The organism is Microcoleus sp. B3-A4, assembly GCF_036705385.1.
Lineage (GTDB): Bacteria > Cyanobacteriota > Cyanobacteriia > Cyanobacteriales > Microcoleaceae > Microcoleus.
On sequence record NZ_JAUBUI010000006.1, the window covers coordinates 140,965 to 156,124 of the forward strand.

The 15,160-nt window shown below is 46.3% G+C and carries 12 protein-coding genes; 4 read left to right on the forward strand and 8 right to left on the reverse strand.

The genetic code is table 11. The features are described from left to right. Positions 1–337: 337 nt before the first annotated feature. Entirely contained in the window at positions 338–1,702 is a 1,365-nt protein-coding gene (locus QUB33_RS05220; protein WP_333348209.1) for an MFS transporter, read from the reverse strand. A 134-nt stretch (positions 1,703–1,836) separates the two neighbouring features. Further along, a complete protein-coding gene (locus QUB33_RS05225; protein WP_333348212.1) occupies positions 1,837–3,900 on the reverse strand; it encodes an Eco57I restriction-modification methylase domain-containing protein in 2,064 nt (687 codons plus the stop codon). Positions 3,901–4,030: 130 nt separating this feature from the next. Between QUB33_RS05225 and QUB33_RS05230 the strand changes: the two genes are divergently transcribed. Next, positions 4,031–5,644: a family 10 glycosylhydrolase gene (locus QUB33_RS05230; RefSeq protein ID WP_333348215.1), complete on the forward strand. Its 1,614-nt coding sequence runs from the start codon at positions 4,031–4,033 to the stop codon at positions 5,642–5,644. A gap of 228 nt (positions 5,645–5,872) precedes the next feature. Here QUB33_RS05230 and QUB33_RS05235 read toward each other — a convergent pair whose 3' ends face one another. The 3 genes from QUB33_RS05235 to dusB all read right to left on the reverse strand — a co-directional run bounded on the left by QUB33_RS05235 (position 5,873) and on the right by dusB (position 8,714). Further along, on the reverse strand, positions 5,873–6,523 hold the full coding sequence (locus QUB33_RS05235; protein WP_333348218.1) for an NAD(P)H-dependent oxidoreductase: 651 nt from the start codon (positions 6,521–6,523) through the stop codon (positions 5,873–5,875). Between the two features lie 160 nt (positions 6,524–6,683). Then, entirely contained in the window at positions 6,684–7,604 is a 921-nt protein-coding gene (gene argF, locus QUB33_RS05240; protein ID WP_333348221.1) for an ornithine carbamoyltransferase, read from the reverse strand. Between the two features lie 99 nt (positions 7,605–7,703). Further along, on the reverse strand, positions 7,704–8,714 hold the full coding sequence (gene dusB / locus QUB33_RS05245; protein WP_242724764.1) for a tRNA dihydrouridine synthase DusB: 1,011 nt from the start codon (positions 8,712–8,714) through the stop codon (positions 7,704–7,706). A gap of 463 nt (positions 8,715–9,177) precedes the next feature. Here dusB and QUB33_RS05250 point away from each other — a divergent pair, with 463 nt between their 5' ends. From QUB33_RS05250 to QUB33_RS05260, 3 genes are all read left to right on the forward strand, one after another. Further along, positions 9,178–10,770, forward strand: a complete 1,593-nt coding sequence (locus tag QUB33_RS05250) for a glucose-6-phosphate isomerase (RefSeq protein WP_333348224.1) — start codon at positions 9,178–9,180, stop codon at positions 10,768–10,770. Between the two features lie 72 nt (positions 10,771–10,842). Next, positions 10,843–11,553 carry a response regulator transcription factor gene (locus QUB33_RS05255; RefSeq protein ID WP_333348227.1) on the forward strand — a complete coding sequence of 237 codons (711 nt, stop codon included), beginning with the start codon at positions 10,843–10,845 and terminating at the stop codon, positions 11,551–11,553. 58 nt (positions 11,554–11,611) lie between these two features. Continuing rightward, positions 11,612–13,012, forward strand: a complete 1,401-nt coding sequence (locus QUB33_RS05260) for a hypothetical protein (RefSeq protein WP_333348230.1) — start codon at positions 11,612–11,614, stop codon at positions 13,010–13,012. A gap of 1 nt (position 13,013) precedes the next feature. Here QUB33_RS05260 and QUB33_RS05265 read toward each other — a convergent pair whose 3' ends face one another. The 3 genes from QUB33_RS05265 to murB all read right to left on the reverse strand — a co-directional run bounded on the left by QUB33_RS05265 (position 13,014) and on the right by murB (position 15,067). After that, positions 13,014–13,517: a low molecular weight protein-tyrosine-phosphatase gene (locus tag QUB33_RS05265; RefSeq protein WP_190739039.1), complete on the reverse strand. Its 504-nt coding sequence runs from the start codon at positions 13,515–13,517 to the stop codon at positions 13,014–13,016. Positions 13,518–13,697: 180 nt separating this feature from the next. Then, positions 13,698–14,048: a YbaB/EbfC family nucleoid-associated protein gene (locus QUB33_RS05270; RefSeq protein ID WP_006634273.1), complete on the reverse strand. Its 351-nt coding sequence runs from the start codon at positions 14,046–14,048 to the stop codon at positions 13,698–13,700. Positions 14,049–14,110: 62 nt separating this feature from the next. After that, entirely contained in the window at positions 14,111–15,067 is a 957-nt protein-coding gene (murB, locus tag QUB33_RS05275) for a UDP-N-acetylmuramate dehydrogenase (protein WP_333348236.1), read from the reverse strand. Positions 15,068–15,160 lie beyond the last annotated feature (93 nt).

The following is a 15,160-nucleotide window of genomic DNA, read 5'->3' on the forward strand; positions in this document are numbered from 1 at the left end:
TACAGATATTCGGTAGCGGTAGGGACACAACATTGTTGTGTCCTTATTTTATCTTATGAACGCAAGCACACAGAATTTATACTCGTTAGATGATTAAAAACCTCAATATTCCAGCAGGGGCGGGTTTACCGAAATCTCGAAAAAGTAGTGCAGACATTGCTAAACCGGCGTTGCATAATTGCGGGATGATTTTGATTGTTTTGTGGGATGGGCGTCCCGCCCGAAGACGTGTATTTTCACAGCAGGCGGGACACCCCACAAGAATCATCCTTAAATTGTGCAACGCGGGTAAACCCGCCCCACCCGGATCTGATAATTATAGCGATCGCACTTGATATTAATCGAAATCGTCCAGTCCAGGCCTGGGCATGGATGCTAATTTTTTCTCATCTTCTAAGGGCAGAAAGAAAATGGTTAGCATACCGGGAATCACAGCCAGCGCGCTCATCAAGAAATAATTTTGATAGCCGAGATTCGCCTGCAAGTAGCCGCTAAAAACGCCCGGAATCAGCACTCCTGCGGCCATAAAAGCCGTTGTAATTGCATAGTGAGATGCTTCGTATTCAGGGCGGACAGTCCGCATCAAGAACACTGTATAGGCAGCTACGCCAAGTCCGTAAGTAAATTGCTCGATCGAATTTACGGCATAAGCCCATTCAATCCCCGGTTGATTTATCGCCAACAGCCAATACAGCACGTTAGTTGAATTTTGCAGAATTGCCGTCGGCCACATCCATTTTTTCAATCCTTGTTTAGCAATTAAATAGCCGCCCAGCAACCCTCCAATTAACAGAAACATTACCCCGATCGTACCCGATAACAGACCCATGTCCGATGTAGAAACTGCTAATCCTCCTTTCTCCACTTTATCCATTAAAAATGGCGGAGCCATTTTAAACGTCAAGGCATCGCCTAACCTAAAAATTAAGACATAAGTAACAATCCAACCAATTTTATCTTGCTTAAAATATGTTTTAAATGCTTCGATAAAGCTTGTTGTTTGTTGGGGGGCGCCGGATTCCAGAGCGTAATTTCTAGGATAGGGAAGATACCACCGCTGAAAGAGATATATCAGCACAAATATAATCGCACAAATACCAAAGGCTGTCGCCCATCCGTAGTTAAGCGCAGACACGCTAAAATCCGAACCGAAAAGTGACAGTGGAATGTTTTGATATATTTTGGTGTCGCCTGTATTTCCGGTCACTAAATGCTGTTCTGCCAGTTTCCCCGCTAAGAACACCAATACACCGCTACCGGCAATGACAGCACCTCTATAAGCCGTGTTGCGAACCCCGACAAACAAGGCTTGCTGGTCTTTATTGAGAGTGTTTAAATAAAATCCGTCAATGGCGATGTCGTGAGTAGCTGACACAAAGGCGATCGCGGTAAAGATAACAAGCGATATAATAATCGGTGCCGGCGTTAATACGCCAAAAGCTAGGAAAGCAAACAGAAAAGCACAAATGATTTCGGTTGCTAAAATCCATTTGCGTTTGGTGGAATACAAATCCACTACGGGCCCCCACAAACCTTTTAATACCCAGGGAAAAGACAAAAGACTTGTCAAGCCGATGAGTTCGTTGCTGGTTCCCATACCTTTCAAAAAAATCACCGACATTAAATTAACGACGGTGTAAGGGAGACCTTGAGCGAAGTATAATACTGATACCCACAATCCAGCGTTATGCTTTTTTTCCATTGCAGAGATATTTTACCTAGTTACTTATTTGATTTACTGAGTGCGATCGACAATTCCGGTCAATTCAACCCCTGGCATCACAGTATATGCCATTCCGATGCCAGCGGCAGCCATATAAATAGTGTATTTTAGCATCATTCATACTTAAAAGTATTTTTATTTTGTGAATTAGCCTGCAATAATTTTTCTCCGTTAAAATGAACGAGGTAAGCGCGAACATTCTTTTCCCAGTCAGAAGTCTCATAAGTTCGCAGCAATTCCAAAGCACTTTCTTCTATCTGATATGCAGTTTTTGGACTATTCACCGGACGTTCGGGACTGTCAGGATTAACAACAATTAAACCTGCATCTAGAAACTGATGCACCGTTTGGCGGCGCACAGTTTCCCGCGTATTTGGTGCATATTTTTTACTGTACTCCTGCTCCATAAATTCCATAATTGGTGTGATTCCCCGAAGTGGAGATTTTGCCAATTCCCAAGCATCCTTTGGCTTGAGGTCAAGCAAAGCCAGAAGGGTTAAGGCGGAACGTTCGTTAAGTTGACCTTTTGGAAAACCCAGCGCTGCAAGTATTTCTAGAGATTCATCAATACGGTTTTTGATTGTGATTGGGCTATTTTCTAACGGATTGGTCGCGTTAAGCAGTTGTGTCTCGACAAGTAGATCGAGCTCCCGCTGTGTAGGAAATATTTCTCCTATTTGAGCGCCAAGTAAAAGTAATTGCTCTAGATTAGGATACTTCAAATTGCGTAAATCCGTAGCATTAACTTGAGTGTGTCCGTTGAACAGTCGGAAAAACGCATCTACCAAACTCGAATTTAGATAAACAGCCAATCCCCGCGCCAGGGTGAGGTCTAATCCGCGTCCCTGTTGGTGAAAGTAATTCAAATGGTTCTCAAAACCAACGCTAGAACTATTAATTTTATTTGCATCCCAGACAACTGCAACAATTCGCTTTTTCTCTTCCTTTGACGAGAAGCGCTTGCTCAAAACATAATGTTCGTTAGGTACGAGGAGTGCAGCAGTTTTTTCCGTGACAGCTAAAGCTTGATGCTTTCTCGTTGCGGTGGGATATTCAACACCGCCAGCCCAGAAGTGTGCGGGATAAATCAGCGGAACTGTACCGTTCTCAGGTTTTAGCCGCAAGTCAGAGCGAACACGAAAATCTACAACTTTTCCCGTAGAAACTGTTAAGCCTACTTCCTCTAAGGTGCAAGTAAATTGAGCCATTTGCTCGACTACTTTCTGGCTGACAGAATCCGGTAAAATCAGAATAAATTGCTCGGAATCTTTGGGATTAATTAGGGCGGTATAGGGCAGTTGGTGAGACAAAACCAGGTCGTCGCCCACGCTGCTGCTTGAGGTAATTAGTACAGTATCTGGCTGTTCTATTTGTTTGGTGGCGCGCACAATAATAGTTTCTTGCAGCACTGCATCATCGCGAAATGGCAACTGTCGGGATTCAAAGATGTGTACTTGGCGCAAAGCCATCATTTGAAGGAATACTTTGCGGAAATCTCGAAAGTATAAACCGTTGCAAAAGCTGCGGGGAGTAATCGACACTAATTCACCGTTTGGTTTGAGCAGGTGAGCTGCAGCCACTGTGAAGCCAGCGTAGAGATTACTGGTTTCTAGTCCTATAGAACGCAGCAAGATTCGGGCTTGGGATTTAGCGTCTATCTTGGCATAGGGAGGATTGATAATTGCATGGGTAAATTCCCGTTTTACTGGCTGTGTAAATAGATTGGGCTGCAACATATCGGCGCTGTCTTGAATAAAATCAATTTCGCGAACCTCACAGGTAAAAGATATCCCAAAACGCTGACATTCAATACTGCACAATTCTAAGGTTTGCTTGAGGTATTCAATCAAAATAAGGTCAATTTCATAACCTGTAACGTGCAGACTACGCGGTTTGTTTGGGCGCTGACAAAGCTCGCAAACAACTGCTGCTAGCAGGGAACCAATACCAGCACCGGCATCTAAAAGCAATATATCGGGACAGTTAAATTCAAACATTCCCGCCATCAAACTTGCGACTGAGGCAGGTGTTAAAAATTGTCCCTTTTCTCCTCTCTGGCTTTGCTGCAACTTCCGGGTTGCTTCTTGGCGCCAGCTATCTACTCGATCGAGTAAATTGCTTGCAGTTGAGTAGCTGTTACCCGGAAGGGCTAGCGTTTGAAAGTGCGGTACTATCATTTGTTCAAAAAGTGCGATCGCCAGTTCAGTGTATTTTCGCCCAAACTTTCACCATTGTGCGAAAATGTCAAGCGGACGCTCAAACCAAAAGTCCGTAAAGGACAGTTCAACGCTCTCACACACATTTCTGATGCGAAATACCAAAACATTCTTTTTGTCAAGCTTGTTCCTGATTGGCTTAACAATTAGTTTTCTGCTGACTCCTGGTTGGTTCTCCAACTTCCCATCCCGGGCGACCGCAACTATGCCCCCGCAAACCCAAACCGCCGAATTTCGCGCCTTCTGGGTGGACGCCTTCAACCCCGGCTTCAAAACCCCTCAAGAAGTCACAAAATTGATCGCAGACGCGCAGCGGGCAAATGCCAACGCCATCGTCGCCCAAGTCCGCCGCCGTGGCGATGCTTTTTACACCAGTGCGATCGAACCCCGCACCCTCGATCCCAACGTTCCGGCGGGTTTCGATCCCCTGCAAGATTTAATTGACAAAGCCCACGCTGCAGGCATTGAAGTACACGCTTGGATGGTGACGCTGCCGGTGGTTTCGGGCACCAAACTTCCCGCTGGTCACGTTTGGCAACAACACGGGCCTTCGGCCCCCGGCAGCGACAATTGGGCAATGCTGACTTACGGTGGGGAAGCCCAAGGCTATCTCGATCCCGGTCATCCAGACGCCGTAGATTATACTGTTTCCGTCTATTTGGACTTGCTGAAGCGCTACGATGTGGACGGCGTACAGTTGGATTATGTGCGCTACGGCGGGCCGACTTGGGGCTACAATCCGACTGCGATCGCCCGTTTCAATCAGCAAACAGGTCGATCGGGCAAACCCGCACCCACCGATCCCGCCTGGATGCAGTGGCGGCGCGAACAGGTGACAAATTTAGTGCGGAAGCTTTATGTAGAAAGCCTTGCGATTAAACCGCGTGTTAAAATTACTGCCGCCACGATCGCCTGGGGAGACGGCCCAACAAACGATGCAGGGTGGTATCAAACGCAGCCTTACAAAGAAGTATTGCAAGATTGGCGCGCTTGGCTGGAAGAAGGGATCGTAGACATGGCGATGCCGATGACTTACCAGCGCGAGTACAAACGATCGCAAAAACTCGCTTACGACAACTGGATCGAGTACGCCAAAGACCACCAGTACAACCGCCAAATTGCGATCGGCCCCGGCAATTACCTCAACTACATCGAAGACACTCTAGGCCAGATTCGTCGCGCCGAACAGCCGTCTGCGAAAGGAAATCACGTCGCAGGTACGGTGCTCTATTCCTACGCTAGCAGCAATATTTACACGAATGTGGAACTGCGATCGGGCGGTAGCGGTGATTTGCCCCGCCAGCCTTGGAAATACGTTCCCCAAAGCAACGACTTGTTTTACACCGCGCTTTCGCAGCCGAGTCAATACGTTGATGCTGCGACGGGCAAAACCTATGAAACTCAGCCTGTGTGGGCGACAGCAGCAGCGGTTCCCGATATGCCTTGGAAGTCGCGACCGACTACAGGTGCGATCGCCGGAAATTTGCAGCGGTGCGCTCAAACTTGCGACGGTGCCAGTTTGACATTGCAGTCGATCGATGCTGCTGGCCAGGTGCGTCAACTGCGCGCGGATGGTAAGGGATGGTTTGGGGCGATCGAGCTTTCTCCGGGAACTTATCAGTTGAAAGTTGATGGAAGTCAGATTCAACAAACTGTTAATGTTGTCGCAGGTGAAGTCACAAAAGTAAATTTCGGAGCCTCTTAATATCTTTTTAGGGTGCGCCGAGGTGCGCTATTGCGATCGACTTACAGCGTATCCCGGGTTTATAGAACCCATTTAGGATCTTTTTGTTGTCTCACAAGCCTTTGAGGTATCTAGGTTGTATCTGGTTTGATGCCTGTTAGCTTAAAGTCCTGACTCTGGTATTAAATCCTCTGGTAAAACGATCCCCTCAAAAGCAGATAGTTCGCTCAAGAAGATACCAAATGGGTTCTATAAAGTTTCTAAGATTTCTGACTTAGGGAATCTTACTTTTGCGAGTGAAGCATACTTATCTGCTTCAGAGCGATAGCCAGCCGCACAAGCTACGACGGTAGTAAAGCCTTTTGCAGAAAGACCCAACACGCGATCGTAATTGACAGGTTCAATTCCTTCCATTGGACAGGTGTCAACACCAAGCAATGCAGCACTGGTCATAAAGTTGCCCAGTGCAATATAAGTTTGGCGCGTTGACCAGTCATTGATATTAAAACTGCGGCCACCATCAACCAAGTCACTGACGATTAGACTCCGATATCCTGCCATTGCCTCTACAGTCCCGCCCCGCAGCTCGACAGTCCGAGCTATAAAGCGATCGACATCCTCGGCACTGAGATGCTTTTTAATCGCGAACACCACATAATGAGAGCAATCAGTAACCTGTGACTGATTCCAGGAGAGGGGCTTGAGCTGTTCTTTAAGTTCCGAGCTGGTAATAATCAGAAATTTCCAAGGTTGAAGCCCATAAGAAGATGGTGTTAACACTAACGCATCTTCTAAAGCTGTCCAGATTTCTGGAGCGATTGTTTTGGCTGGATCGAACTGTTTGGTGGCATATCGCCATTTGAGATTTTCGAGTAAGTCTGTCGTAGTGATGTGATTCATTTCTTTTACTTAAGAGATTGCTATTAATCATGGTTGAAACGGATAATTACAGGCTGGCTGCAAATAATCCTGGTTCAAATGAAATGATAACGGAAGCGGTCTGCCAAAAGTAGCGAGCAGGTCGATTTTATCCCCCGACAGACTAATTTTTAGCTAATTCCTAATCGCTTTCTAGAATGCTTGCGAGCAAAGCTTGCTGCGCGTGCATCCGATTTTCTGCCTGATCCCAAACGCGCGATTGACTGCCTTCAATCACTGCATCGGTAATCTCTTCATCCCGGTGTGCGGGCAAACAGTGCAATACAATTGCATTCTTATCTGCTAACTTCAGCAATTGTTCATTTACCTGATAGGGTTCAAACAAAGGAATCCTGATTTTTGCTTCCTCTTCCTGTCCCATACTCGCCCAAACATCAGTATAAATCACTTGAGCATTCTTCACTGCAGCTTCTGCATCCGCCGTCACAGTAACTTCTGTTTTTCCATTAGCAATATTCTTAGCTTTTTCCACTATCTCAGCATTCGGCTGGAAATCTTGAGGGCAAGCAATTCTGACATTCATTCCCGTCATTGCACAGCCCAACATCAGCGAATTAGCCATATTATTGCCATCGCCCAAATAAGTCAAAGTTACCCCTTCCAACTTGCCAAAACACTCTTTTACTGTCATTAAATCCGCCAGCACTTGACATGGGTGTTCGTCATCGGTCAGTGCATTTATCACAGGAATTTTCGCATAGTTGGCAAAAGTTGCTAAGTCCTTTTGCTCGAAAGTCCGAATCGCCAAAATGTCTAAATATCTGTCTAAAACCCTGGCTGTATCTACCAAAGGTTCGCCGCGGCTGACTTGTGTAACGTTGGGATTAAGGTCAATTACTTGCCCTCCCAATTTATACATTGCTACCGTAAAACTTACCCGCGTTCGCGTAGAAGCTTTGGAAAATAACAAGCCGAGAACTTTATTGCGTTTCAGCTTGACCATTCCCGATTTTAAACTGGTTGCTAGATCCAGCAAATAATTTAATTCGTCAATGCTTAAATCTGCCAGACTTAATAAATCTCGCCCTTTTAAGGAATCCATGCTTTCCCCCACACACAAATTTTTAACTTTGTCTTAAATCTTAGCCCGCAGAGGCAGGTTTTGTTTCTCTAATCCCTAGTTGACATCTGCGGGTAAGGTTTATGCGGGCAATTGCTCGATCGCGCGATCGATCGAATCGCAACCTTGTTCAACTGTTTCTACCACAGCCAACACGCCCCGCAATTCCCCAGCGCCGGGGAAACCCTTAGCATACCAGGTTAAGTGCTTGCGCGCTTGGCAGACACCACTTTCACCTTTATATTCCCACAAAGCCCGCAAATGTTCCTTAGCACATTCGAGACGTTCAATTGGTGTCGGAGCTATCTTTTCCACACCAGTTTTCAAGAAATAATCAACTTCTCCAACCAAAAAAGGATAGCCCAAAGTTCCCCGCGAACACATCACTCCATCGGCGCCGGTTTCTTCCAGACATCGCATCGCTGCTTCCACTGAAAAAATATCCCCGTTGGCAATAACTGGAATCGATAAAACTTCTTTAACTCGACGAATCCACTCCCATTTTGCCGGGCCAGTGTAACCTTGCGATCGAGTGCGGCCGTGCACGGTAATCATTTTTGCTCCCGCATCTTCCATCCGCTTGGCAAATTCCAAAATATTAATTTCTTTGTCAGTCCAACCGATCCTAGTTTTAACCGTGACAGGAACATCTACCGCTTCCACAACAGCCCGCACAATTGCCTCGGCCGTTTCCGGGTCTCGCAGCAGGGAAGAACCGCCGCCGTTTTTAGTAATTTTGTTAACCGGACAGCCCATATTAATATCAACAGTATCCGCTCCTTCTGCCACTGCTTTCTGGGCCGCTTCTGCCAAGAAATCCGGCCGGCAGTCAAACAATTGAATGCTAATCGGGCGCTCGTTCGGGTCAACTTCCATAATTCTCGGCAGTTGCTTCACGTAGTGCAAACCCGTAGCGTTCACCATTTCCGTGTACATCATCGAATCCGGCGCGTAGCGGCGCACCAGGCGGCGAAATACCAAATCGGTAACGCCGGATAAGGGCGATTGCAGGACGCGACTTTTAACTTCAAAATCGCCGATTTTGAGCGGAGTTGCTAACCTTTCTTTTAATTCGGGAGATAGAGCAAGCATAGTCGATCGCACTTTAATTCTAATATCTGTATATTATACTACACTTCAGATAGTTGACCGTTGTTAAATATACTTTTAGCCGATTATTGAGTGACAGCTAAAAGTATATTTAACCTGACCGCAAAGCGTATTTTACCGAGTCCGATCGCCCGCATTTGAATATTGTTAAACCAGGGCCCAAACGCCAACACCGGCTACACTTAAATCTCTTTGCCTCTTCGATCTATCTATGGGCTGTGACCATTAATGAGGTATCTACCTACTAAGAGTGTTGCGCCAGTCCTATTTTTCGTGTTTAATTCTGCCGAATGCTTTGGCTGCCTTCCGCTCCGGCTGCCTTCAGACGACTAATGCTTAAATTTATTGGGATTCTGCAAAAGCCGTACATCAGATCGTTTTAAACTACAATTGGTGGATTCCTGACGACGCCAATCGAACATTAAAAAAATTGTAGAGAATTCCTATGGACGCCGCAGCACTCTGGCAACGTTATCAAGACTGGCTTTACTATAACGAGGGATTGGGACTTTACCTCGATATCAGCCGCATGGGATTCGACGACGCTTTCGCAGCAGCACTGAAGCCCAAATTTGACAAAGCTTTCAAAGACATGGCAGCTTTAGAAGCAGGTGCGATCGCCAATCCCGACGAAAACCGCATGGTGGGCCACTACTGGTTGCGAAACCCCGATTTAGCTCCCACTCCAGAATTAAAACAAGAAATAGTCGAAGGCATAGCACAAGTCGAAACATTTGTCAAAAAAGTTCAAAACCGCGATATTAAACCGCCCTTTGCTCCGCAATTTACCGACATAATTTCGATCGGCATCGGTGGTTCCGCCTTGGGCCCCCAATTTGTCTCCGAAGCTTTATCCCCAGACATTCCGCCCCTAGCAATTCATTTTATCGACAACACAGATCCCGCTGGGATCGATCGAATTCTCAACAAAATCAAAGACAAACTCGCCAGCACCCTAGTAATTACTATCTCCAAATCCGGCGGCACCCCCGAGCCCCGCAACGGCATGATTGAAGTTCAAAAAGCCTTCGCCGCCCAAAAACTCGACTTCGCCAAACAGGCAGTTGCGATCACTGGAACAGACAGCAAACTAGACAACTTAGCCAAATCCGAAGGCTGGATTGGCAGCTTCCCGATGGCAGACTGGGTGGGAGGTCGCACTTCGGAACTCTCAGCAGTAGGACTTTTGCCAGCAGCTTTGCAAGGCATCGACATTCTGGCGATGCTCGACGGCGCTAAAGTCATGGACGAAGCTACCAGAATTCCCGACGTTAAAAACAATCCCGCCGCCCTTTTAGCCATGAGTTGGTATTTTGCCTGCAACGGACGGGGCGAAAAAGATATGGTAGTTTTGCCGTATAAAGATTCACTACTATTGTTCAGCCGCTACTTGCAGCAATTAGTCATGGAATCGATCGGCAAACAGGAAGATTTAGACGGCAACACAGTTCATCAAGGAATCGCAGTTTACGGCAACAAAGGCAGCACCGACCAACACGCCTACGTCCAGCAACTGCGAGACGGCGTGCCGAATTTCTTCCTAACATTTATCGAAGTGTTGGAAGACAGGCAAGGTATTTCCCCAGAAGTAGAAACCGGCGTCACTTCCGGAGATTATTTGTCTGGTTTGTTGCAGGGAACTCGACAAGCCTTGTACGAAAATCACCGAGATTCCATTACTGTCACCATTCCCCAAGTCAACCCTAGGACAGTAGGAGCATTAATCGCCCTCTACGAAAGAGCCGTAGGTTTTTACGGTTCCTTGGTGAATGTCAATGCTTATCACCAACCGGGCGTCGAAGCCGGCAAAAAAGCGGCCGCTGCTGTATTGGACTTGCAGCAACGGGTACTGCAAGTGCTAAAAGACGCCCAAAAACCTCTTTCTGTCGCAGAAATAGCCAAAAAAACAGGAAAGCCAGAGCAAATTGAGACAATTTACAAAACTCTGCGGCATTTGGCAGCCAACGGGCGCGGCGTAGCTTTCGAGGGAACATTAGGGCAGCCTGCTACTTTAACAGCAAGTTATAAACAGAATTAAACAGTAGAATTAAAAATTAAAAGTGAAATTAGTCACTTTTAATTTTTAAGGTTTAATTTTTAAATTCCCCTCATGCCCTTGACGATTCTGGTTGCTGACGACGATTTCGCGACTCGCTTGTCGATTACCGATTATCTGGAAATTACCGGATACTCTGTAATCCCTGCTGAGAATGGCAAAGAAGCTTTAGGTTTGGTAGAGGAATTTCAGCCCCACTTGATTGTTACCGACATTACAATGCCGGAGATGGATGGCTACGAATTCGTGCGGCGAGTTCGGACTCGTCCCGCTTTTCGCTTGCTGCCGGTGATTTTTTTGACGGAACGCACGAGCACGGAGGAACGGATTCGCGGCTATCAGATGGGGTGCGACAATTATCTGGCTAAGCCTTTTGAACTCCCAGAGTTGGGGGCGGTAATTCGCTCTTTGCTCGATCGCTACGCTCTAATCGCTCAGGCACCGTCTCATTCCCCAAAACCAGAACCGACGCCAACAGAGGCACGCAGCAGAGCCAATGGCCAGCCTGAAGCGGATTTTTTCACTCAAAAGCCAGAAACGGACGATCGCGCATCTCCAAGCCAAAATGCTCCGAGTTTGACTCAGCGAGAGCGAGAAGTGCTAGATTTGCTGACAGAAGGTCTTTCTAATATTCAAATAGGCGATCGGCTCCACCTCAGCCCCCGAACCGTCGAAAAGCACGTCAGCAGCTTGTTCAGAAAAACAGAAAGCAACAACCGTGCAGAACTCGTTCGTTTTGCGATGGAACACCATTTAGTCAGATAACCGCCAACGCTCTGGGCAAGAAAATTACCTGCACTTACCACGCTGAATAAATAACATCATGGTCAACAATTACTTAAAAAATCAGAAAATTCTATATGCTGCAGCATTAGCAGCTTCCATAATTTTCTGTATTGCCATGACATCAATGGGAATCAGCAAGTATTACAGCGTTTTACAGGGTGGAGACAACTATAACGATTTCCCTACCAGCGGTTTCAGCCTCATCCGAGTTCTAATTAACGGTTCCTACTTGATAGCAACAGTTACATATATTATCTGGTTAATTAAAAAAAAACAGACAAGTTCCAGCTTTCTAGATATTTGCAAGTATGCAATCCCCTTTCTGGCACTTGCCCTCATAGCTTATCCCCTAAGCAGTGACATTTATATGTACTTGCATTACGGAGCAATGAGCTTACATAAAATTAATCCTTATCTGAATAATCCCGATACCTTCATTTCTAACGTATCTCCCTTCTTCCAATGGTTGCAAACTTCTACCTACGGCCCAGTTTCTTTATTCTTTTTTGCCCTATCAGCACTGGCGGTACCAATTAGCCCTTTACTGGGAGTTTATATTTTTAAAATAATCTGCGTGTTGGTACACACGCTCAATGGCTACTTAATTTGGCGGTTGCTAACAAAGGCTGAAAACCGTAACCTCATAACAATGGCCTATTTAGTCAATCCCATGCTATTGAACGAGCAAGTAGCTAATGCTCACCTTGACGTTCTTCTGGCTAATACATTGATAGTTTTAATAGGATGTATTTATTACCAACGTTATGTTTTTGCAATTTTAGCAATTTGGGTGGGTTTTCTAGTAAAAACCTTACCTATAATTTGGTTTCCCTTAGTTTTTGCTTTCCTCTGCAAGCAGCGTCGGTGGAGAGATTTAGCAGCATCCGTCTTGCTTTCTTTATTAATTATCGCGGTGATAACTTATACATTTATGCCAACAGTTTCAGCTTGGAGAAGTCTTTTAAATCCGGGAACCGCCGGGGCGACTGCTCGATCTTTTCACCATGCGATCAATTTATTGATGAATTTTTGGCCCAATGTAAGTGTTGAAACTAGGGAAAGTATTCTATCATTCCTAAAATATTTTGCCTATTTAAGCTGGATTTTTTACTATGCAGGGACGTTGATTAAATCATTATTCCGCAAAAAAGACTCGGAAATTAATTTGGTATCAGATATTGGATGGACGACTCTGACTTTGTTTTTGTTTGCTACACCTTGGCTAATGCCTTGGTATCCATCTATTTTGCTGCCAATTGCTGCTTTGAGTATCAATTCTCCCCATTTTGTATTGACAAGTTTAACTTTTTGGGTGTCACCCAGTATCATTTTGGGAGCGGGATCTGGAACAACTGTCATATCCCTAATTACGAGCTTTGTTAGCGTTGTCCCCCCTACAGCATTGCTAATATTCGGCCGGAAAAAGGCACTTTTTTAATTTAAATTGATTGCTGACCGCCAACGGTTAAATTTTTCCGACTGACAACGTACTCTAACAAACCCTCTGAAGCGTCCAGCAGCAAATCAATTACTCGATCAAATCCCTCCGGGCCACCGTAGTAAGGATCAGGCACTTCTTTAAGGTCGTATTTCTGGCAAAAATCGCACATCAGTCGCACTTTATCTTTATACTTTCCAGCCGCATCCAGGGCAAGAATATTGCGATAATTTTCCAGGTCCATGGCTAGAATCAAATCAAAATTTTCAAAATCTTTCCTGGCAAATTGGCGGGCTTCGCCTAGCAATTCAATGTCTCGCTTTCTCGCCGCCAATGCCATCCGCCTGTCAGGGGGGCTGCCAATGTGATAGCTAGCAGTTCCGGCCGAATCGCAGGTGATACGATCGCTCAAACCAGCTTCTTTAATTAAGTGATTCATAATATTTTCTGCTGAGGGCGATCGGCAGATGTTTCCGAGGCAGACAAACAATAATTTATAAGACATTTAATTGATAATTAGTAATTGGTAATTTTTAATGGGAAAGAAGAAAGAAAATTTTTCCTTTCCCCTTTTTCCAAAATTTTCGTGCTTGATAGAAATCAATCAGTCATTAGCTATAGATTCCTTTTTAAACACAGATAGCTAACCACTAATGACTGATGACTCATGACTGATGACTCATGATTAACCGAAACCGGGGAGATTTAGTCCACCGGTGAGTTCTTCCATTTTCTCCCGCATCGTCATCGTGGACTTAGCGTAAGCATCCTGCATCGCCACCGTGACGAGTTCAGAAACCACATCAGCACCTTCACCGAGGGCATCCGGTGAGATTTCCACGCGGCGGGGTTCTTGGTTGCCGCTGAGAAAAACCTTGACCAAGCCGCCGCCGGCAGTTCCCTCAATTTCCATTACATCCAACTCTTCTTGGAGCTTTTTAGCTCCTTCTTGAACCTGCTGAGCTTTTTTGAAAGCTTCAGTCAGTTCTTTCATTTTTCCAAGGCCGAAGCCAAATCCTTGTCCTGATTTTGTCATAACTACTTTGTGATGGTGTGTGGGCTGGCAGTCTGCCGTTTCCGTATTACTTCAATGATGCCTTAGAAGGGAAACTCTCCCAGTATTCTAACTTCTGGCTCCAACAACAGCGACCACCGCTGCTCGACTTGCTGTTGAACGTGGCGGATCACTTGAAAAATATCATTGGCCGTTGCCGACCCGCAGTTAAGAATAAAATTAGCATGGCGCTGAGCCACTTGTGCGCCACCGATCTGATATCCCTTCAGTCCCGCTTGTTCGATGAACCAACCTGCCGTCTTGGGGCCGGGGTTGCGGAAGACTGAGCCACAGCTCGGTAAGTGGTAAGGTTGAGTTGTCCGCCGCTGACTGAAATGGTCATTAGTTTCTGCCATTACTTGCGATCGGTCGAATCCCGGCTGTAACTGGAAAGTCGCTTCCGTCACCAGCCGATCGCCCCCTTGCAGCACCGAAGTCCGGTAGCGGTACTCCAACTCTTGGGGAGTCAGAATTTCCACCTTACCACCAGGGGATAGGACGCGAGCGTTGACTAGAATATCAGCAGTACAGCCTCTGTGAGCGCCTGCATTCATCACCACAGCCCCTCCCACTGTACCCGGTATGCCGACTGCCCATTCTAGACCTTTCCAGCCCCGTTTAGCGGCCAACCAAGCGAGGCGGGGAATTGACTCTCCCGCCCCCGCTGTCACTTGACCTGTTTCTGCATTAAAATTCACCTGTTTCAGGTAGCGAGTGGCGACGACCAAACCGGACAAACCCCGATCGCTCACCAACAAATTAGAACCCGCACCCAGCAGAGTCACCGGCACTCCTTCATCGTGTGCCCAGGCAAAACTCGCTTGCAAAGCCTCCATACTGCGGGGAGCAACGTACCACTCAGCAGGGCCACCGACTCGGAAGGAAGTCAGGCCCGCCAGCGAAACTTGGGAATTAATCTTGCAATCAGTTCCCCGCAAAGAAATAGGAGAATACACTCGCCGATTGTCCTTAACAGAGGAGTCATTCGAGATAGTCACCATCTTGAAAATCCTTAAAAATACCTTCGCTCAAAGACGTGGTTGAAAATCCATTTAGCTAACTTATGTGGCCGCTTTGAGCGAGCCGCCCGACAG

What these genes read in the sequence shown, in the direction of transcription:
- QUB33_RS05220 (WP_333348209.1), bottom strand. Translation starts at nt 1,702, where the DNA reads ATGGAAAAAAAGCATAACGCTGGATTGTGGGTATCAGTATTATACTTC.
- QUB33_RS05225 (WP_333348212.1), bottom strand. Translation starts at nt 3,900, where the DNA reads ATGATAGTACCGCACTTTCAAACGCTAGCCCTTCCGGGTAACAGCTAC.
- QUB33_RS05230 (WP_333348215.1), top strand. Translation starts at nt 4,031, where the DNA reads ATGCGAAATACCAAAACATTCTTTTTGTCAAGCTTGTTCCTGATTGGC.
- QUB33_RS05235 (WP_333348218.1), bottom strand. Translation starts at nt 6,523, where the DNA reads ATGAATCACATCACTACGACAGACTTACTCGAAAATCTCAAATGGCGA.
- argF (WP_333348221.1), bottom strand. Translation starts at nt 7,604, where the DNA reads ATGGATTCCTTAAAAGGGCGAGATTTATTAAGTCTGGCAGATTTAAGC.
- dusB (WP_242724764.1), bottom strand. Translation starts at nt 8,714, where the DNA reads ATGCTTGCTCTATCTCCCGAATTAAAAGAAAGGTTAGCAACTCCGCTC.
- QUB33_RS05250 (WP_333348224.1), top strand. Translation starts at nt 9,178, where the DNA reads ATGGACGCCGCAGCACTCTGGCAACGTTATCAAGACTGGCTTTACTAT.
- QUB33_RS05255 (WP_333348227.1), top strand. Translation starts at nt 10,843, where the DNA reads ATGCCCTTGACGATTCTGGTTGCTGACGACGATTTCGCGACTCGCTTG.
- QUB33_RS05260 (WP_333348230.1), top strand. Translation starts at nt 11,612, where the DNA reads ATGGTCAACAATTACTTAAAAAATCAGAAAATTCTATATGCTGCAGCA.
- QUB33_RS05265 (WP_190739039.1), bottom strand. Translation starts at nt 13,517, where the DNA reads ATGTCTTATAAATTATTGTTTGTCTGCCTCGGAAACATCTGCCGATCG.
- QUB33_RS05270 (WP_006634273.1), bottom strand. Translation starts at nt 14,048, where the DNA reads ATGACAAAATCAGGACAAGGATTTGGCTTCGGCCTTGGAAAAATGAAA.
- murB (WP_333348236.1), bottom strand. Translation starts at nt 15,067, where the DNA reads ATGGTGACTATCTCGAATGACTCCTCTGTTAAGGACAATCGGCGAGTG.